This is a genomic window from Bacillus sp. FSL K6-0073, assembly GCF_038006085.1.
Classification (GTDB): Bacteria; Bacillota; Bacilli; order Bacillales; family Bacillaceae_G; genus Bacillus_A; species Bacillus_A cereus.
Map to the genome: position 1 here is coordinate 2,349,268 of NZ_JBBOUN010000001.1, position 18,922 is coordinate 2,368,189.

Below are 18,922 nucleotides of genomic sequence, written 5' to 3' on the forward strand. Positions count from 1 at the left end.
GGAGTGAAAGAGATGTCAACAAATGTAGTTACTGTAGAAAGTGTAGAAAAAACGTATGGGAAAAGAAATGAGAATCAGTCAAAAGCATTAAGGGGTGTATCGTTAAGTATTAAAGAAGGAGAATTTGTCGGGATCATGGGACCTTCTGGGTCTGGCAAAACGACTTTACTTAATGTGATAAGTACACTTGACCAAGCGACAGGTGGTAGTGTGACGATAGCTGGTACAAATATTACTTCTATGAAGGGCAATGCGTTATCTGATTTTCGCTCTCAAAAATTAGGTTTCATTTTTCAAGATTTTAATCTTCTAGAAAACTTATCAATTTATGAAAATATAGCTTTACCACTTTCTTTGCAAGGCGTACCGTCAAGTGAGATTACTGGAAAGGTAAATGACGTTGCGAAGAAATTAGGTATCACCGAAATTTTAACAAAATATCCGACGGCTGTTTCTGGAGGACAAAAGCAAAGAACAGCGGCGGCAAGAGCTTTAGTACATAATCCAGCAATTGTATTAGCAGATGAACCGACAGGTGCGCTTGATAGTAAAAACGCAAAAAGTTTATTAGAAGCGATGCAAGATTTACATGAAAATCACAATGTAAGTATTTTGATGGTTACACACGATGCATTTAGTGCAAGTTATTGTGAGCGTATTTTATTTATTCAAGATGGTCTTCTTTATAAAGAATTAAATCGTCAAGGCACTCGAGAGAATTTCTATCAAGACATTTTAGGTGTGCTCGCTCATATGGGCTCAGCTGCTGAGTCTAAGTAGGGGGGGGGGCGAAACTATGTTATTTAAATTATCACGTCATAGTATGAAAAAGATGTTAAAAGATTATATGGTTTTACTTATTGGCCTCGTTATTAGTATTAGTATTTTCTACATGTTCCAAACAATGGCGATGAATAGTGAATTTACGAAAGATAATAGTCTAATTAGTAGTATTAGACTCGTCTTTTGGGTAGGTGCAATACTATTATCTTTCATTACTGTATTTTATATTATATATGCCAACTCTTTCTTGCTCACATTAAGAAGAAAAGAACTCGGTATGTACATGATGCTTGGTGCAAAAAAGAAAAAAGTAGCACAGTTATTATTTATTGAAACATTCGGTATGGGTATTGTCAGTATTATTATCGGTATTTTAGTAGGGATGTTACTTGCAAGTGTAGCAGGAAACTTTTTAATGAATGGAATGGAAATTTCAGCAAAAGGTAGTTATGCATCTGTATACACACCAGCAATTTTAGTCACAGCTATTTTCTTCTTAATACTATTTTTCATTACTGGCTTAATGAACAGTGTCCGATTGTTACGTAAAACTGAACTAGAGTTAATTCGTGAAGATGAAACACTAGATGAAGTGAAGAAAAGTAAAACTCGCATTATAATAATGACAGTACTTGGTGTATTACTAGTAAGTACAGGGTACTATTTTATGATCAATGTAAAAATATATGCTGAATTAGGTTTTATTATAGCAACCATCGTTACAACACTTGGAACATATTTCATCTTTAGTTCATTACTCCCATTTTTTGTGATGAAAATTAAAGGAAATAAAAAACGAAATGAAACGGGCTTAAATAGTTTTACATACGCACAGCTACGCTTTCGAGTTAATAGTTTATCAAGAGTATTAGGTACTGTAGCTATGTTAATTGCATTAGGCGCAGGTGCGATGACTGCAGGTATGGCTTTCCAAAAAAATGTAGGTATTATGACAGACCTTTCTCGTGTATATGATGTTGCAATTCATGATCCAAACGAACAAGATACAGCAGCATTAAAAGAAATGGAAATTGTTGAAGAAAGCAAGTACAAGTATAAAGTAGATGGGGAAGCGGTGTATTACTTACGTAACGACTTAGTAGCGAAGCCACCACTAATTTCCGAACGCTTTGATACGAAAACTTTAAAAGAACCTGCGCGTAAACGGGTGGCTGAACCTTTAACTGAACCCGTATATTCTGCTTTGGAAGCTCCTGAAGTAGCGAATAAGCTTCCTCGTATGCCAAAAGATTGGGAAGATGCTATTGTAAGAGAAATACAACTTACACATAATCAATTTAACGGAAAACCAGTAAGAATTGCAGATGAAGAGCATTATAAAGGAATTCAAGGAACCGAACACACTGTAACATTAGCAAAAGTAGATGATATGAAAAAATATAAACCATTATTGATCGAAATAGACAAGAGACAAAAAGAACAAATTGAAAAAGCAACAGGTGCAAAGGTAGACATATTTACGAAAATGACAATTTATCAGTTAACGAACAGCTTCATGAGCGGAACAATGTTTATGGGATTTTTCCTCGGAATTGCCTTTTTAGCAATGATGGCAAGTTCCCTTATGTTCAAAATATTAACAGGTGCTTCTCGCGACGTACGACGTTATGAAATGTTACGAAAAATTGGCGTGAGACGTAGTATGTTAACGAAAAGTATATATAAAGAAATTTCGTATTTATTTATCTTCCCAGCAATCATTGGCATTTCTCACGTTTTAGTTGGGCTTAACTTATTCAGCTTTATATTAGTTGACCCGTTTGTGAAAGTGTGGGTGCCAATAGGAATCTTCTTAGTCATTTATTTCATGTATTACTGGATAACTGTTCAACTTTATAAAGGTATGGTAATGCCGAAAGAAGAAGTAGCTAAATAGTTTATGAAAAGAGTCCTTTTGTTGAAAGCAAGGGCTCTTTTCTATGTGTTTTTATAAAAATGTGTATGCGAGATGTTTTCAAATCTTTCTGTAATGAATATAACTTGTTAGACGTAATTCGTTATAACGTTGGATTATCACATTCTCAAACTGTCTTATTAGAAAAGGATTTAAAAAATCCATTGCCTACTAAGGTGATTGAAATGAAGCTACCGTTTTATTTCTTTATAGGGAAATATGACTATAACACTTCATTGCATGCAGCAAAAACATATTTTGATAAGATAGAAGCAGATCAAAAACAATTTATTACTTTTGAGAAATCAGCTCATTATCCACAATTTGAAGAGAAAGAAAAATTCTATAAGTGGATGTGCGATACATTCATAAAATAAAGTATATCCGAACTTTAGAGAATTGAAATAGTTAGCGAGATGTATAAAGATTTTTAGATGCATAGTATTAACTGAAGCGAAATTAAATAAAAAGACTCTTGATAAAAAATAAGAGTCTTAAGTACAACCAACTATGGATGACTTTTCTTTTTATAGAGAGATACAAAAATAAAAAAGATAGCTGAAGACAAATTGTTTTCAGCTATCTTTTTTCGCTTAAAGTGGAGGTAAATCAATCTTACCTTCTTCAAATAATTCTTTTATCATATGCTTCGTATAACCAGCGGCTTGACCAAATGTGATTTTTGCTGGCATTGGTGCTTCGTTAGCATCTACAACTACATCAATAATACATGGTTTATTTTGTTTTACTGCATTTTCGAAAGCGGGAAGTAGTTCATCTAAATTCTCAACACGGTATCCAATACCTCCACAAGCCTCTGCATATTTTGCGAAATCAGGGTTCGTTAAGTCTGTTTCGAATTCGATATTACCCATAACTTCTTGTTCAAATTTAATCATCGCAATTTTATTATTGTTTAATACGACGACAACGATTGGTAATTTATATTTTACAGCTGTTACGAAGTCATTCATCGTCATTCCAAATCCGCCATCACCACAAACTGCAAATACTTGTTTATCCGGGAAAGCAATTTTTCCAGCAAGTGCACCAGGTAAACCGCAGCCAAGTGTTGCGAGCCAGCTAGAAATGATAAATTGTTGGTTTGTCATACGGAAGTGTCTTGCTGTCCATACTGTTACATTTCCGACATCGACTGATAGAATTGCATCATCATGAGCTACTTGCTGCAGAGCATGCATAACACGTTGTGGTTTAATTGGAATGGAAGAGTCTTCTTCTTGATCGTGTAATTTATTTTCCCACTTTTTCATCATTTCTTGGTGCTGTTCTAAGAAGGAATGGTCTGTGTGTTCTTCAACATTTTCAATTAACCATCGTAATGTTTTATCAGCATCACCAGCTAAACCAATATCTGTCGCATAACGTTTCCCGATTTGGGCAGGATCTGTATCGATATGAATTGTTTTTGCTTTTTCAGGTAAGAAGCCGGTGAACGGATAAGAAGTACCGACCATAATTAAAGTATCTGCATGCTTCATTGCTTCATAAGAAGGTTTCGTTCCAATTAATCCTAATCCACCAATACAAAGAGGGTGTTCATCAGGAATAATTCCTTTAGCAGGTAATGTAAGTACGATTGGAGCACCAATATGTTCTGCTAATGCAAGTAAAGATTCTCTCGCATGTTTTGTTCCTTTTCCAGCTAAAATCACAGGCTTTTTCGCTTCATTTATTGCGAGTTTCGCTGCATCTAAATCTTCTTTTTGTGGAAATAATTCAGGCAAAGTAAAAGAAGTATTTGTAACACGGGCACCATTTTTCACTTCAAATTTCGGGACATCATCTGGAATAGTAAGAACGGATACACCTTTTTTCGTATAAGCCATTCGAATTGCTTGATTCACTACGGCAGGTAGTTGCTCTGCTGACATAATACGCTGGTTATAAACCGCAACATCATCAAACATTCTTTCTAAATTTACTTCTTGGAAAAAGTCCGTTCCAAGTAAATCGGTTTCTACTTGACCTGAAATTGCTAGAACAGGGGCTTTATCGAGTTTCGCATCATATAAACCATTTAATAAATGAATAGCACCAGGTCCTGCAATTGCCATACAAACGCCAAGTTTTCCTGTTAATTTCGCATAGGCAGCCGCTGCTAGTGCACCAGCTTCTTCATGGCGAACTTGAATGAATTTAATTTTATCTTGTTTTTTTCTTAAAGCTTCAATGATAGAATTAATGGAATCTCCAGGCATACCGTATATGTGCTCTACTCCCCAATCAATTAATAAATCAACTAATGCTTCACCTGCTGTTTTCCCAAACATAATTGTTCCTCCTTATAATAGGTAGATAACATTATGTTTTGAATAAAAAGGAAAAATATACAAGTAAGAAATTTATCTAGTTATTTGTAATCCAAGAATCAGTGTGGGAGGAACAAAAGTTTCACTTTAGCAACTTTAATGATGACCAGCGAATAAAGTGAACACTGTTATTAGTAAAAAACCACTAGTTGCCCACATTAGAAATGTAAGGAAAGAGAGCTGTTTCTTAGCTTTCCAAAGCATTTCATGAATTGTGACATATCCAAGTGAACCAATAGCACTTCCCATAATGAGGCCTTGCAGGTGAAGAGCTTTTCCTTCCATCAAAATGCCAAAAACTGTGCCAGTACCGAGAATAAGAGAAAGTAATAAAGTCGTTAATAAAAAGGAAATATATTTATGTTTTGTAAAAAGAAATGGAATAATTAAAGCTAATCCTTCTGGAATATGGTGAACGACGATTGCTATTAAAAAGGGAATGGCAGAGTCATTATGATTTATAAAAGCTGTACCTAACGCAAATCCACTCGGTATATTATGAATAAATATAGCGAAAGAGAGAAAAAGGAAGGTTTGCCATGCTTGTTGATCTTTTTTATGTATCATTGGATGGTGACAATAGTTATCTAATAAGTTCATAACTAAAATACCGATAGCTATACCAAGTATAGGCCCAACCATTTCGTAGCTTGAAAATGTTTCAGGAATAATTTCAAGGGATAAAAGCCCAAGTAAAATACCACCACATAATGCGTATAAACGATGCATCTTTTCTTCAATAAGTTGGCGTGTTGCTACTCCAACAGCACCTCCTAATAGTAATCCACCGAACGAAAAAAATGTTACAATCATTGGAATCCATAAACGTTCCATAGTATCACACTCCGATTCTATTCCCTTATTTTTAGCTTACGAAAAAGAAAGTTAGATTAGTCCAAGTAATTGTGTTTGATTATAGAGAAAAAAGTAGTGATTCGTTATAATTTATATATTAATTTTAAGTGAGAAAATGAAAAGGGGAATTGGTTATGCAACAAATTAAAAAAATAGGAAACTCATTTTGGTATATGACACCTGTTTCTGAAACAGATAGACCTATCTTAGGAATGGTCGTTGGACAAGAAAAAACGTTAATGATTGATGCAGGAAATTCAGAAGAACATGCACAATTATTTTTAGAAATGTTAAAAGAACAAAATGTATCGAATCCTGATTTTGTAGCATTAACGCATTGGCATTGGGATCATATTTTTGGATTATCTGTATTACAGAATGCATTAACTATTTCGCACGCTGAAACGAAAAAAGAAATGCAGGCAATAGTATCTTATGAATGGACAGATGAAGCGTTGGACGCACGCGTAAAAGAGGGTACTGAAATTGCATTTTGTGCGAATTGTATCAAGAAAGAGTTTGAAGAAAAAGCGAGAAATATTAACATTATTCCTCCAACCTTAACGTTCCAGGATCAAATGGAATTAGACCTTGGTGAAGTGACATGCGTGTTAAAACATGTGGGCGGAGATCATGCGCATGATTCAGTTGTTATGTATATAAAAGAAGAAAAGATATTGTTTGTAGGAGATTGTATATATGCAGATATTTTTTCTTCAAAGTGGAACTATACGACGAAAAAAACGTTTAAATTGATAGATGAATTAGAGAAATTTGATGCTGAGACATATATTCTTTCTCATGGGACAGCTATAAATCGAGACGAGTTTTTACAAGAAATTCATTTGCTAAAAACAGTAGGAACATATACAGAAGTTCATAAAGGCGATGAAGAGAAGATAAAGGCAGCGTATAAACAAGAGCTAGATAGAGAATTAAATGCAGATGAGTTAGAAACAATAACGTATTTTGTCAATGGTTATGAAATGAATAATCTGTAAGACACTACATTAATCAAATATAATTAAATTGCACAAAAAGAGTATTGAAATTTAATTCAATACTCTTTTTAATAGTTAAATATCTAGTTACAACCAATTTCTAAAATTGGGGCTCATTATCTGAAGTTATATCACTTTATAGGGGTTCAGATAGAAGCTTTCTTTGCTAATTCAGTAATATATTCAAAGAAAACATCATGTTTTACATCATAAACGACATTTACAGGTCGTCCATCAGTAGTTTCCTCTGTACGTCCTTGGCTTGGTCCGTATGTATGAACGATACTATTAATCGTTTCAGTTTTTGCAAGGCTAGTGTTTCCGACAAAAGCGGTAGTTAGTACATCCCATAAATAGTAAGTAGAGTTCGTTGAGAAGTGAACGAGAGGGGGGACCATTGCATAGCATTGACCAAGGAAATCCATACCAATATACTTTCGTTCTTTTGCCCACTGCTCACGTATGTTTATAGTTAACGGAACTTGGTTTGTACTTTCTAGTGTCACTAAGTCGATTTTAATTTTTGCATCCCATACACGAGCTACTGCTTCAGGATCCCAAAACGAATTCCACTCAGCTGTTCCATCATGCTCTGGTTCATGTACATTGCCAGCTTTAAGAAATGTACCACCCATCCAAACAAGGCGTTCAATTTGATCTTCGATTATGGGAGCTTCATATAATGCACGAGCAAGGTCAGTTAGGGGCCCAGTAAATAATAAAGTTGTTTTTCCTTCCGTTTGTAGAAGCGTTTCTATTAAATGATGATGCGCGGGTTTTGCCACCACGGGTGTTACAACTTTTCCAGACTCATTTAAAATTGGTAGAGCATCTACATAAAATGCATGCATCCGCCAGTCTTTCGGAAACGGGTTTTGCCCGCGAGAGTTTGAAGCGGCTACGGCAATATTACCTTTGCCGAAGCGATCGATAATTTTACGACTGGCAGACATTGCGGGTTCTAAATAGCAGTCTGCTGGGATAACAGATACACCCGTAAGTTCAATGTTTTCCATTTGAAGTAATAAAAATAATGAAATTAAATCATCTACGCCGCCATCATGATTGAAGTACACTTTTTTCTTCATTGTAATCTCCATCCTATATGATTTAGTTAGAAATTAAATATGAATTGAGGAAAAGTCATCAATAATTTCCACCACTTCAATTTCTCCATTAATCAGTAGCTCAGGAAGCTCATTTCTAATATTTCCTTTCCAATACTCTCTAGCTTGTTCGATTTTTTGAGAAAAAGGAATTCCATCTTCTTTCGGTAAAAGATTCCCGTCACCTTCAAAAGAACTTCCAATCACTCGTAGTTTAACAATCTGTAAAACTTCTCGATTGTAAGAATCAAATAGCGCTCTCCATTTCAAAGCATCCTCATAGCTTTTAGCAGCATATAAGCAAGATTACCTGGAAGGGTATTCAGGGAATTCTTGTAGTCTAACCATTTCTACAATTGTTTCTCTAACTGCTCTAATTGTTTGATCCATATAACTCATAACTACTTTAGTATTTTCATTATTTATATGTAATTCGTTATTTTTATAGTGTTTATTTAAAATTTGTATGCCATCTTCACCACTAGCATTTAATTGTTCTCTTTCAAAAAAGAAGTGATATAGAGTATTGTGTTGATTTTTGTTAAAAGGAATGATTTGTCCGATATGCATTTTTTTCCTTGTTACGATGTGATATGCGTAAAATTCTGCTTCATTCATGGTTATCCTCCTAGTAATAGTGTAATGCAATGTTAAATTTAGTAATTCAACATTGCGATATATATAACCTCTATAAGTAAAAGTGAGAATTTGAGCAGAAAGGAAAAAATGAAAACGTTTTAAATTTGTTCACAAAATGTTCACTTACGAAGGGGTTTCAAATATCGATATAATGACAAAGACTCAAAGAGAAAGGATGATGAATTTTGCCAACAACAAGAAAGGAAAACCTCCAATTTGGCATGATGATGTGCCTTGGGATGGTTATCGTAATGACGTTTTACAATTTACTAATGAATGAAACAGGAGGACCAATTTATATTAAAGAGATTGCATTAGAACTATTAATTGGCTTTATTATTGCACTATTAATTGAAATATGTATCGTTGGACCTTGTGCGAAAAAAATTGTATTTATATTGCCATTTGATAAATCTAAAAAAATAAATATTATCGTTGCAATGGCGACAACTATGGTAATTGGAATGGTGTTCTTTATGTCATTTTTCGGTATGGCTATGATGTATTTACATGGTGGACTACAAGGAGATTCATTTGTTTCCATTTATTTTTCGATTTTTATTAAAAATTTCATAATGGCATATCCATTACAATTAATTATTATGGGACCGCTTGTACGTTTCTTATTTGCAAAGTTTGTTATGAAAAAGAAATCTTTTAATGTAGCGTAATTTTCATTTTTAAAACATTATATATAAATAACGAAAAACACATCTCGCATTTTTGAGGTGTGTTTTTGTTCATTCCAAGTTATTTTCATAGTGATGTGACATTTGTCCTTTTGCCATTATAGGATGATGGTTTTTAATTAAGTCAGAAATAAAGGATGAGGAGATGATTTTTTGAAAGGTATTCTATTTGCTATTTTTGCGGGGATATTTATAACACTTCAAGGTACCTTTAATGCGAAACTTAGTTCACATATCGGTATATGGTCGACGAGTATTATAACCCATTTAATTGGATTCATTATTGCAACAACTGTATTTTTATTAAAGAAAGAGGAGAAAGTAACAAATTTAAAGAGTGTGAAAAAAATATATTTAGCAGCTGGTGCATTTGGTGGATTCATTATTTGTGCAGAAACTATGGCGATATATTCATTAGGAGTTACATTGACAGCTGGCACACTAATGGTTGCTCAATTGTTAACGGCAACAGTTATTGAAATGAAAGGACTGTTTCATATAAAAAAGATACAGATGGAGAGATATCATATTGTGGGAACGATAGTAATGATTATAGGTATTGTTGTATTTAATATGTAAATGAAAGGAGAAATGAATATGGAGAATAGATCAGGTTTAATTAGGCATTATTTGAAAACCAATAAAACGCTCGAGGTTTTTTCAGAAATAGATACAGCTTATTTTCAATTAAATCACTTTGAAAAAGGCGAGCTTATTTGCAATATAGATGACGAAATGGATCGTTTATATTTTGTTGTTAAAGGTAAAGCAAAAGTTTACACGATTACACCTGAAGGGAAGAAACTAATCCTTCGCTTTATCAATCCATTGGCCATTGTTGGTGATATTGAATTAATTCAAAATAGCAAAGCACATAATGTCGTTGAAGCTTGTTCAGATGTTGTAGCAATCTCTATTTCTAATACGGTTATTAGAAACAAGTTATTACATGATCCTATATTTATGAAGTTCTTGCTTGAAAACATTGCGAACACATTAAAAATATCGACTCGTTTTACTGCTCTTAATTTACTTTATCCTGTAGAAGTACGTGTAGCTAGTTATTTACTTTCAATTTCAACAGATAGTAACGGGAATATGTATAAAGAGGATTTGGATGCAACTTCGGTAACGAGTATTGCGGATTTTATAGGGGTAAGTTATAGGCACGTAATACGGGTATTACAAAAATTTTATAATGAAAAATTAATTGAAAAGAGTAATGGAGTTATTGTAATTAAAGATTTTTCTAGAATGAAGGAAGTCGCTAAAGATAATATATATGAGCAATGAAAGGGAGAGGAAGATTTTGATTGGATTTAGTTTAGCTACATTAGCAGGAATATTAATTAGCTTACAATCTGTTTTTAATGCAAAAGTAAATGAAAATGTAGGACAGTGGTTAACGACTACATGTGTCCTTGGAATAGGTCTCATTAGTTCTATTCTATTTTATATCATTACAGAAAACAGTATTAACATTAAAGTGTATACTACAAATTATTTGTTTTATGTAAGTGGACTGTTTGGCATCGGGTTAATTATTTGTATAATGGGTGCAATAAAGAGCTTAGGTCCAGCATATACGGTGCTAATTAGTCTTATTACTCAATTGGTTGTTGCGTTATGCATTGATACATTCGGATTATTTGGAATGGAGAGTGTTCCATTACAAGTAAATAAATTAGTTGGTATAGTTTTATTAATTGTGGGAGTAGGAATTTTTAAAAATCTATTTTTGAATAAGAAAGCTATTCATATAAATGAGGATAGTGTCTAAAGGATACAAAGGGAGAAAGTGTGAATGGTCAGAACTTATACATTTAGATAGTAATAAGTGAGCGATGAGGAGAGAGGGTAAATGAATCAGTTAATGTTGCAAGATGGTGTACACTATTTGAAAATCAATGGGGTATTGCATTGGTGTAAAGTTGCAGGGGCAGCTCATAATACAGTTCCTCTCATTATTGTACATGGTGGTCCAGGTGGCAATCATTATGTATTCGAAAGAACACTTGGGTTGAGGTTAGAAGAAAATATGACTGTTGTTTATTATGAACAAAGAGGATGTGGTAGAAGTGAGGCACCACAAGATGACGGTGAGTACTCAATCAATACTCTAGTCGAAGATTTAGAGGAATTAAGAAAGCAATTACATGTAGAGAAGATAAATTTGTTAGGATATTCTTTTGGTGGACAACTTTGTTTAGAGTATGCTTTGAAATATCCAAAAAATGTTGAACAAATGGTATTACAAGCACCATCGTTAGATGATTTAAATGATATGTATACTGTGCAGATAGAAGGTTTTCTACAAGTAACGAAAGGAGAAATGAAAGAAGAAATATTGATAATAAGTAAGTCAGAAATTCCTTTAAAAGAAAGGTATAATCAAGTTTGGAGTATAGTTGATACAAAAGCTGTAGATCGATTATTGTTTAAAAATGAAGAATTTGCAAAGCTAAATCGGAGTCTTTGGGAGGAAAGTCAGTTAAGTAATACAGGGAAGATGAGCAAAGTTATTTTTGGAACAAAATCATCTTTACCGCTTATTGAGCGTATTAAAGGTTTAGAAATTGATACGTGTGTCATAGTTGGAGCGCATGACTATAACACGGGTGTAGGAATGAGTTATAGAATAACGAGACAATTGAAAAATGGTAAACTTGTTATATTTGAAAAAAGTGGACATTTCCCAGATATCGAGGAGACGGATAAAGTATGTGAAACGATTATTGAGTTTTTGGAATAAAAGGGGGATATTAAGATCGAACCGAATTAATAGAGTTGAATTGTCTATGGGGATATTAAATCATGTAATATGCTAATTGTTTACTTGTAATTGAGGAAGAATCAATTAGTGTATTTGGAAAATAAGTAAAAAAGACCTCGTAAGGTGGAGGTCTTCTTGATTTATTATTTAATATTTTGAACTTATATGAACTGAAGTAGAAGAGTATGATAAGCACTTTCAGGGAACGAGAATATAACGGAATATAAAATATTACTAAACGTATATAACTAATGAATACAATGTCTTTTTCAGTTATTAAGTTGTAAATCATTTTATGATAAAATCTTTTACATAATTTAATAAAGGGGTAGTATTTAATGGGTTATTTCTCAAATGGTTTATTAGTTTTGTTTGTGCTAATCGTATGCAGTTGTATATTTTTTGGTTGATAATATAATGAGAGTCTTATATAAAAGAAGTTATCTTAAGTGAGATAACTTCTTTTTATTTTATATTGAGAAGGAATTCTATCTTTCTTATTGAAGTTTGTTCTAGTTATTTTTACATCGATCAGATTTGTGTAAAGGGAATTTTATGAAATATAAACAAGCCAGAGAATAGGGAGTATTTACATGGAAAATAGTATACGCTACACAAGTGAACATCCTACAGATTTTAATGGATTATTATCCTTATACGAATCTTTAGGATGGAATTCTCTTAAATTAACGGTTAACGAGTTAGAACGAATGTGTAAGCAAAGTTGGTATGCAATTTATGTTTTTGATGATAAGAGGTTAGTAGGGATGGGGCGTGTCATATCAGATGGAGTAATAACAGGCGTTATTTGTGGAGTTGGTGTATTGCCAAAATATCAGTCTAGTGGCATCGGAAAAGAAATAGTGAAACGATTAATCCAGCACTGTGAACAAAACAAGGTTATTCCACAACTTATGTGTGTAGAAAAATTGCAATCTTACTATGAATCTATAGGGTTTGAAGCATTCTCTATTGGGATGACAAAACATATTATAAGATAGAGGTGCTTTATCCCGCTATTTGCCGGGTAGTAAAACCCCCACGGATTAAAGTTTCACTTTATATTTTCAGTTTACTCGTACATATTTTCAAACTTCAACATAAAGGAGAATGGCTGTATGGAGATTGCTAAAGGGATAGAAATGTTACAACTTGAATTTCAAGAATTTGTTATTCATCCAATTCTTTTATGGGATGATGAAATGGCAGTATTAATAGATACGGGTTTCCCAGGACAAATTGAAGATATACAAGTAGAGATGGAAAAGGTTGGGGTATCATTTGATAAGTTAAAAGTCGTGATTTTGACGCATCAGGATATTGATCATATAGGTAGTCTTCCGGAGTTGTTGCAGCGCTGTCGAAGTAATATTAAAGTTTATGCGCACGAACTAGATAAGCCATATATCGAGGGGGATTTACCTTTATTGAAGGACGGAAATGTAGAGAACCGACCAAAAGGAAAAGTGAGTGATACTGTGATTGATGGGCAAGAACTTCCGTATTGCGGTGGAATACTAATTCTTCATACTCCAGGGCATACTCCGGGTCATATTAGTTTATATTTGAAACAAAGTAAAATTCTTATTGCAGGAGACTCTATGTATAGTGTGAATGGGATGTTAGGAGGAATTCACGCCCCAACAACTATAAATATTAAGGAAGCAAAGAAGTCTTTGAAGAAGTATTTAAATTTACATATTGAATCTGTAGTTTGTTACCATGGGGGATTTAGTAAGAAGAATATAAATGTTCAACTTCAAAATTTGTAAAAGTTAAAGTGAAATTTTTTGTTAAACAGCATTGAAGTATAATCTGATTATTAGTATATAAATAAATTATAAAAGAGCATGTTTGAAAAAATTCAAACATGCTCTTTTATTAAAGCAAATCAGTTTAATATGAATGATCTAATCCGTTCCAATAAAAAGAAACGATTTCTTGTGCTAATTCATCTATATTTGCAAGAATAGGATTGTGATTTTCATCTTTAAAATTCCCAATTGATAATAAAGATACGAAAGCATGAGCCGCAAATTTAGCGTTTCCTTTCGGAATTTCTCCGATGTGCATCGCGTTATCGAGTGCTTTTTCTAGTACTTCATACATATTATCTTCAGCATTTTTTAATTGCTTCAATTGCTCTTTAGATAACGACAGTTTTGCATCTTTCATAAAATTTTTCATATCAATATCCATCGTTGCGTGTAAGTAAACTTTAGCGAAGTCTAATAATCTTTCTTGTAAAGTTTTGTTTGTAGAGAGTATTTGAGACATATTCTCACGTATACGTACCATCATTTCGATCATAGTAGCGGTAAATAAATCGGCTTTTGTTGAATAGTAATAGTAGACAGTTGCTTTCGTAACGTCACAAACTTTTGCGACCTCATCCATAGAAACGACTTGATAATTTTGTGTAAGAAATAAGCGGGTTGCTACTTCTAAAATGGTTTCTTTTGTAGATTTTGTATTTTTATTTTGACGCGGCCTTCCGAGAGGACGTTGTTTTTGTTCCAAATCCATTCGCTCCTGACATTTATGATTGAGATAATTATAACATAATTTTCAATCACTCTTGATTAATTAACCGACCAGTATATATAATTAATAATGGAGGGAAAAAGGAAGGTGGGTTTTTTATGAAAAAGCACCCGTTACATATGTTAGGGAGGCTTGTAGCAGGGAGAAATACGCAATGGATCACTTTATCGGTGTGGGTTCTTATTACATTATTACTTTCATTTACGTTACCACAAGTAAACAGTACGAAAGAACCGAATCCGAAAAATTTACCTGAAACAGCTATGTCACAGCAAGCGGAAGCGCTTATGAAAAAAGAATTTCCGAATAATGCAGGGAATCCGCTGTTAGTAGTATGGTATAGAGATGGTGGATTACAGTCACAGGATTATAAACTCATACAAGACGTTTATAAAGAGTTAAAAGCTAGTCCTTTAAAAGAACAATCAACGTTACCACCATTTGATACAATTCCAGAGCAAGTATTATCAAAAAGTGCATCAAAAGATGGTACATCATTTGTTACACCGGTATTCTTTAATAAATCTGCTGGTACGGATATATTAAAAGGAAATCTTGAAGAGTTTAGAAAAATAGTGAATAGTAAGGTGGATGAAGATCCATTTAAACAAAAAATAAGTGAATCTGGTTTACATGTTCGATTATCTGGACCTGTAGGTATTCAAACGGATGCAGTTAGTTTATTTAGTCAAGCAGATGTGAAATTGTTAGTGGCTACTGTATTATTAGTCTTGGTCCTATTAATTTTACTTTACCGTTCGCCAATTTTAGCAATTTTACCTATACTTGTTGTTGGCTTTGCATACGGCATCATTAGTCCTACACTCGGTTTTTTAGCTGATCACGGATGGATTAAAGTGGATGCCCAAGCGATATCAATTATGACAGTATTATTGTTTGGTGCTGGAACGGACTATTGTCTATTTTTAATTTCGAGATATAGAGAGTACTTGTTAGAAGAAGAAAGTAAATATAAAGCATTGCAACTTGCGATTAAAGCTTCTGGCGGTGCAATAATAATGAGTGCGTTAACTGTTGTACTTGGATTAGGAACATTATTACTTGCTCATTATGGTGCCTTTCATCGATTTGCAGTACCATTTAGTGCTGCTGTATTTATAATGGGAATCGCAGCTTTAACGATTTTACCAGCACTATTATTAATTTTCGGTAGAATTGCATTTTTCCCGTTTATACCGAGAACAACTTCAATGAATGAGGAGTTTGCAAGAAAGAAAAAGAGGGCTGTAAAAGTTGAAAAATCAAAAGGCTCCTTTAGTAAAAAACTTGGAGATGTAGTAGTCCGAAGACCGTGGACAATAATTATGCTAACTGTGTTTGTATTAGGTGGATTGGCTTCGTTCGTACCACGTATTCAATACACATATGACTTATTAGAATCGTTTCCAAAGGATATGCCTTCTCGTGAAGGGTTTACGTTAATTAGTGATCATTTCTCAGCTGGTGAACTAGCACCAGTAAAAGTGGTTGTTGATACGAAAGGAAAAGAGCTTCCTATTAAACAAGAACTAGAGAAATTTCCTTTCGTAAATACAGTGAAAGAGCCAAAAGAGGGAAAAGAAAATAAGCAAATACAAATGTATGAAGTTTCTTTAGCGGAAAATCCATACTCAATTGAAGCGTTAGATCAAATTCCTAAATTGAAAAGTAATGTAGAAAAAGTATTAAAAGATGCTGGGATTAGTAATGCTGAAGAGCAATTGTGGATTGGTGGAGAAACAGCTTCATTATATGATACAAAGCAAATTACTGAACGTGATGAATCAGTAATTATTCCAGTAATGATTAGCATTATCGCTTTACTATTACTTGTTTATTTACGATCGGTTGTTGCGATGATTTATTTAATTGTAACTGTCGTTTTATCATTCTTCTCAGCGTTAGGAGCAGGATGGATATTACTTCATTACGGTATGGGATCGCCGGCCATTCAAGGTGCGATACCGTTGTACGCATTCGTATTTTTAGTTGCTTTAGGTGAAGATTATAATATCTTTATGGTTTCAGAAATATGGAAAAACAGAAAGACACAAAATCACTTGGATGCAGTAAAAAATGGTGTAATACAAACAGGTAGTGTTATTACATCGGCAGGTTTAATTTTAGCAGGAACTTTTGCAGTGTTAGGTACACTTCCAATTCAAGTATTAGTTCAATTTGGCATTGTAACTGCAATTGGCGTATTACTAGATACGTTTATCGTAAGACCGTTACTTGTACCCGCAATTACAGTTGTGTTAGGCCGATTTGCTTTTTGGCCAGGTAAACTTTCAAGAAAGAGTGAAGAAATACAAAAGGTGGATGCCTAGTTAAAAAAGCCAAGGATATTTTCCTTGGCTTTTTTCAATGTAGTTAATTAATTTTTCGAAGTCAAATCATCAGCTGCAGCGTGATCAGCATCTTCAATTGTTGTTTCGGGCATTCCGTATAAGCCGTTCATTGCTTGTTCTTCGATAGTAAGGTTTGCAGTATTATTATTTTGAATAGATGTAGTGTTTTCAGTAACATTTTCTTTTTTATTCATATTTTTGTTATTCATGTACGTATCCTCCAAATTTTATTTGATTTATCTATAGTATGTGGATGGATTTCCAGAAATATGTGAATTGATTCTTACATATGTTATATAATTAAATAAATAATTAGGGTGAATTGTAAACTGTTAGGAGTGAACAATTATGGTGAAAGCAAGGGAATTAGCCTTCTAAAATAAAAAGAAAATTTTAGGAGGCTATTAGAATGAAGTTTCATGTAATTGATAGAGAAGATTGGAATAGAGAGCAGTATTTTGAGCATTATTTAAAGTTGAAATGTACATTTAGTATGACTGTTAATGTTGATATCACGATGTTATTAGAGGAAGTATATAAAAAGGGAATAAAATTTTATCCCGTTTTTATATATTTAATTTCTAGAGTAGTAAATAATCATAAAAAATTTCGAACATGTTTTAACGATGAAGGAGCTTTAGGCTATTGGGAGGAAATGATACCGAGTTATACGATCTTTCATAAAGATGATAAGTCTTTTTCAAGTATATGGACGGATTATTCAAGGGATTTCCGCACTTTCTATAAGAATTATGAAGACGATATGAGATGCTATGCTAGTGTTCATGGTTTTTTCACGAAAGAAAATATTCCGCCTAATGTATTTCCAATTTCTAGTATACCTTGGACTAGTTTTACTGGATTTAATCTTAATATTAATAATGATGAAAATTTTCTATTGCCAATTATAACTTGTGGGAAATATTTTAACGAAGGAAACAAGGTTATGCTACCAGTTTCATTGCAAGTACATCATTCGGTTTGTGATGGATATGATGCGAGTCAATTTATAGAAGATTTACAGCAGTTAAGTAATACTTGCAACGAGTGGCTTAAGTAATATCTAATTTTTAATTATATAAAGTGAAACTTTAATCAGTGGGGGTTTTGTTCAGCCCCACTGATTATTAGCCCCACCCCCACCTAACTTTTTTGCTTTCGCTGAATTTTGAGGTGGGGGTCTTACTGCCTGGAAAATAGCGGGATAAAATTGAAAATGAATAAAAGAAGAGAACATGTTTACATTACATGGTCTCTTCTGTTATTCATTAATACTAAGTGATTGTGGAAAATATAGGGTGATTTGTAGTTTAATAGTAAAGAGAGTGATTAGTATTAATTTTCTTTGTTTTTAAAAGAATAAGGATATAAATGTTTTAACAGGGGGGAATAAAGTGAAATTCATAAGCATTGAAAAAGATGAGATCTTAATTGGGGATATGGCAAAATTGTATTGTAAAGTATTTGAGAAAACAAATTTCAATGAAATGATCGAACGAATGAATAGGCATATAGAATATACAGGTTTTAAAGGTATAGTAGCAATAAATGATGAAAATGAAGTAGTTGGCTTTACTTATGGTTATCGCTCAATGGAGGGACAGTACTATAATCAATTAATGAGAGAAGCGTTACATCTAGAGCAAGTAGACGAATGGTTACAAGATTGTTTTGAATTTGTAGAGTTAGCAGTTCACCCACAATATCAAAATGAAGGTCTTGGAACGAAATTACATAATAAATTACTAGAAGGGCTTTCAAATAGAACGAGTGTTTTAACAACACAAGTAAACAATGAAAAAGCACGTTCGTTATATGAAAGATTAGATTGGGTAAATGTATTGGAGTCATTTCATCCAAGTACAAATGATACTCCATATGTAATAATGGGAAAAGCATTAAAAATAAAAGTGAATTGATAATTATAGCATTC

Annotated in this window: 18 protein-coding genes and 2 pseudogenes; 14 read left to right on the forward strand and 6 right to left on the reverse strand. The window is 33.2% G+C overall.

What is annotated here, in order from left to right:
- Positions 1 to 12 precede the first annotated feature (12 nt).
- The 3 genes and pseudogenes from MHB52_RS12305 to MHB52_RS12315 form a co-directional block, all read left to right on the forward strand.
- Positions 13 to 780, forward strand: a complete 768-nt coding sequence (locus tag MHB52_RS12305; protein WP_000106426.1) for an ABC transporter ATP-binding protein — start codon at positions 13 to 15, stop codon at positions 778 to 780.
- 16 nt (positions 781 to 796) lie between these two features.
- The gene (locus MHB52_RS12310; protein WP_000897862.1) at positions 797 to 2,680 is read left to right on the forward strand and encodes an FtsX-like permease family protein; all 1,884 of its coding nucleotides are present in this window, start codon (positions 797 to 799) and stop codon (positions 2,678 to 2,680) included.
- A gap of 92 nt (positions 2,681 to 2,772) precedes the next feature.
- Positions 2,773 to 3,075: pseudogene (locus MHB52_RS12315) on the forward strand (hypothetical protein); the annotation flags it as partial.
- Between the two features lie 216 nt (positions 3,076 to 3,291).
- On the opposite strand, the gene MHB52_RS12320 reads toward MHB52_RS12315, so the two are convergent.
- Both MHB52_RS12320 and MHB52_RS12325 read right to left on the reverse strand, forming a co-directional pair.
- Positions 3,292 to 4,992: a pyruvate oxidase gene (locus tag MHB52_RS12320; RefSeq protein ID WP_000467236.1), complete on the reverse strand. Its 1,701-nt coding sequence runs from the start codon at positions 4,990 to 4,992 to the stop codon at positions 3,292 to 3,294.
- A gap of 135 nt (positions 4,993 to 5,127) precedes the next feature.
- A complete protein-coding gene (locus MHB52_RS12325) occupies positions 5,128 to 5,865 on the reverse strand; it encodes a ZIP family metal transporter (RefSeq protein WP_000440630.1) in 738 nt (245 codons plus the stop codon).
- A 155-nt stretch (positions 5,866 to 6,020) separates the two neighbouring features.
- On the opposite strand from MHB52_RS12325, the gene MHB52_RS12330 reads away from it, so the two are divergent.
- A complete protein-coding gene (locus tag MHB52_RS12330; RefSeq protein ID WP_001186120.1) occupies positions 6,021 to 6,887 on the forward strand; it encodes an MBL fold metallo-hydrolase in 867 nt (288 codons plus the stop codon).
- Positions 6,888 to 7,033: 146 nt separating this feature from the next.
- On the opposite strand, the gene MHB52_RS12335 is transcribed toward MHB52_RS12330, so the two are convergent.
- Together MHB52_RS12335 and MHB52_RS12340 are read right to left on the reverse strand one after the other, a co-directional pair.
- Entirely contained in the window at positions 7,034 to 7,987 is a 954-nt protein-coding gene (locus MHB52_RS12335) for a nucleoside hydrolase (RefSeq protein ID WP_001999745.1), read from the reverse strand.
- Between the two features lie 21 nt (positions 7,988 to 8,008).
- Positions 8,009 to 8,611, reverse strand: a pseudogene (locus MHB52_RS12340) (DUF2441 domain-containing protein).
- A gap of 206 nt (positions 8,612 to 8,817) precedes the next feature.
- Here MHB52_RS12340 and MHB52_RS12345 point away from each other — a divergent pair.
- From MHB52_RS12345 to MHB52_RS12375, 7 genes are all read left to right on the forward strand, one after another.
- Positions 8,818 to 9,303 (forward strand): hypothetical protein, encoded by a 486-nt coding sequence (locus tag MHB52_RS12345; RefSeq protein ID WP_002103059.1) that lies wholly within the window; start codon positions 8,818 to 8,820, stop codon positions 9,301 to 9,303.
- A gap of 171 nt (positions 9,304 to 9,474) precedes the next feature.
- Positions 9,475 to 9,900: a DMT family transporter gene (locus MHB52_RS12350; RefSeq protein ID WP_000676256.1), complete on the forward strand. Its 426-nt coding sequence runs from the start codon at positions 9,475 to 9,477 to the stop codon at positions 9,898 to 9,900.
- An 18-nt stretch (positions 9,901 to 9,918) separates the two neighbouring features.
- Complete coding sequence (locus MHB52_RS12355) at positions 9,919 to 10,614, forward strand: Crp/Fnr family transcriptional regulator (RefSeq protein WP_000431596.1); 696 nt, start codon at positions 9,919 to 9,921, stop codon at positions 10,612 to 10,614.
- Positions 10,615 to 10,630: 16 nt separating this feature from the next.
- A complete protein-coding gene (locus tag MHB52_RS12360) occupies positions 10,631 to 11,101 on the forward strand; it encodes a DMT family transporter (protein ID WP_000579029.1) in 471 nt (156 codons plus the stop codon).
- An 81-nt stretch (positions 11,102 to 11,182) separates the two neighbouring features.
- Positions 11,183 to 12,073 (forward strand): alpha/beta fold hydrolase, encoded by an 891-nt coding sequence (locus tag MHB52_RS12365; RefSeq protein ID WP_061664946.1) that lies wholly within the window; start codon positions 11,183 to 11,185, stop codon positions 12,071 to 12,073.
- Positions 12,074 to 12,687: 614 nt separating this feature from the next.
- Positions 12,688 to 13,095: a GNAT family N-acetyltransferase gene (locus MHB52_RS12370; RefSeq protein ID WP_000431736.1), complete on the forward strand. Its 408-nt coding sequence runs from the start codon at positions 12,688 to 12,690 to the stop codon at positions 13,093 to 13,095.
- A 117-nt stretch (positions 13,096 to 13,212) separates the two neighbouring features.
- Positions 13,213 to 13,866: an MBL fold metallo-hydrolase gene (locus MHB52_RS12375; RefSeq protein ID WP_000401478.1), complete on the forward strand. Its 654-nt coding sequence runs from the start codon at positions 13,213 to 13,215 to the stop codon at positions 13,864 to 13,866.
- A gap of 124 nt (positions 13,867 to 13,990) precedes the next feature.
- Here the strand turns inward: MHB52_RS12375 and MHB52_RS12380 are convergent, their stop codons facing one another.
- Positions 13,991 to 14,614 carry a TetR/AcrR family transcriptional regulator gene (locus MHB52_RS12380; RefSeq protein WP_000436015.1) on the reverse strand — a complete coding sequence of 208 codons (624 nt, stop codon included), beginning with the start codon at positions 14,612 to 14,614 and terminating at the stop codon, positions 13,991 to 13,993.
- A 122-nt stretch (positions 14,615 to 14,736) separates the two neighbouring features.
- On the opposite strand from MHB52_RS12380, the gene MHB52_RS12385 reads away from it, so the two are divergent.
- Positions 14,737 to 16,968 carry an MMPL family transporter gene (locus MHB52_RS12385; protein ID WP_061664725.1) on the forward strand — a complete coding sequence of 744 codons (2,232 nt, stop codon included), beginning with the start codon at positions 14,737 to 14,739 and terminating at the stop codon, positions 16,966 to 16,968.
- 47 nt (positions 16,969 to 17,015) lie between these two features.
- Here the strand turns inward: MHB52_RS12385 and MHB52_RS12390 are convergent, their stop codons facing one another.
- Positions 17,016 to 17,198 carry a DUF4021 domain-containing protein gene (locus MHB52_RS12390; RefSeq protein WP_001060657.1) on the reverse strand — a complete coding sequence of 61 codons (183 nt, stop codon included), beginning with the start codon at positions 17,196 to 17,198 and terminating at the stop codon, positions 17,016 to 17,018.
- A 200-nt stretch (positions 17,199 to 17,398) separates the two neighbouring features.
- Here MHB52_RS12390 and catA point away from each other — a divergent pair, with 200 nt between their 5' ends.
- Positions 17,399 to 18,049, forward strand: coding sequence for a type A chloramphenicol O-acetyltransferase (gene catA / locus MHB52_RS12395; RefSeq protein ID WP_061664727.1), 651 nt, complete (start codon positions 17,399 to 17,401; stop codon positions 18,047 to 18,049).
- 334 nt (positions 18,050 to 18,383) lie between these two features.
- A complete protein-coding gene (locus MHB52_RS12400; RefSeq protein WP_000668805.1) occupies positions 18,384 to 18,908 on the forward strand; it encodes a GNAT family N-acetyltransferase in 525 nt (174 codons plus the stop codon).
- Positions 18,909 to 18,922: the final 14 nt, after the last annotated feature.

Bases quoted from the DNA above. Each gene is read 5' to 3' on its own strand.
- MHB52_RS12305 (WP_000106426.1), top strand. From the start codon at position 13: ATGTCAACAAATGTAGTTACTGTAGAAAGTGTAGAAAAAACGTATGGG.
- MHB52_RS12310 (WP_000897862.1), top strand. From the start codon at position 797: ATGTTATTTAAATTATCACGTCATAGTATGAAAAAGATGTTAAAAGAT.
- MHB52_RS12320 (WP_000467236.1), bottom strand. From the start codon at position 4,992: ATGTTTGGGAAAACAGCAGGTGAAGCATTAGTTGATTTATTAATTGAT.
- MHB52_RS12325 (WP_000440630.1), bottom strand. From the start codon at position 5,865: ATGGAACGTTTATGGATTCCAATGATTGTAACATTTTTTTCGTTCGGT.
- MHB52_RS12330 (WP_001186120.1), top strand. From the start codon at position 6,021: ATGCAACAAATTAAAAAAATAGGAAACTCATTTTGGTATATGACACCT.
- MHB52_RS12335 (WP_001999745.1), bottom strand. From the start codon at position 7,987: ATGGAGATTACAATGAAGAAAAAAGTGTACTTCAATCATGATGGCGGC.
- MHB52_RS12355 (WP_000431596.1), top strand. From the start codon at position 9,919: ATGGAGAATAGATCAGGTTTAATTAGGCATTATTTGAAAACCAATAAA.
- MHB52_RS12365 (WP_061664946.1), top strand. From the start codon at position 11,183: ATGAATCAGTTAATGTTGCAAGATGGTGTACACTATTTGAAAATCAAT.
- MHB52_RS12370 (WP_000431736.1), top strand. From the start codon at position 12,688: ATGGAAAATAGTATACGCTACACAAGTGAACATCCTACAGATTTTAAT.
- MHB52_RS12375 (WP_000401478.1), top strand. From the start codon at position 13,213: ATGGAGATTGCTAAAGGGATAGAAATGTTACAACTTGAATTTCAAGAA.
- MHB52_RS12385 (WP_061664725.1), top strand. From the start codon at position 14,737: ATGAAAAAGCACCCGTTACATATGTTAGGGAGGCTTGTAGCAGGGAGA.
- MHB52_RS12390 (WP_001060657.1), bottom strand. From the start codon at position 17,198: ATGAATAACAAAAATATGAATAAAAAAGAAAATGTTACTGAAAACACT.
- catA (WP_061664727.1), top strand. From the start codon at position 17,399: ATGAAGTTTCATGTAATTGATAGAGAAGATTGGAATAGAGAGCAGTAT.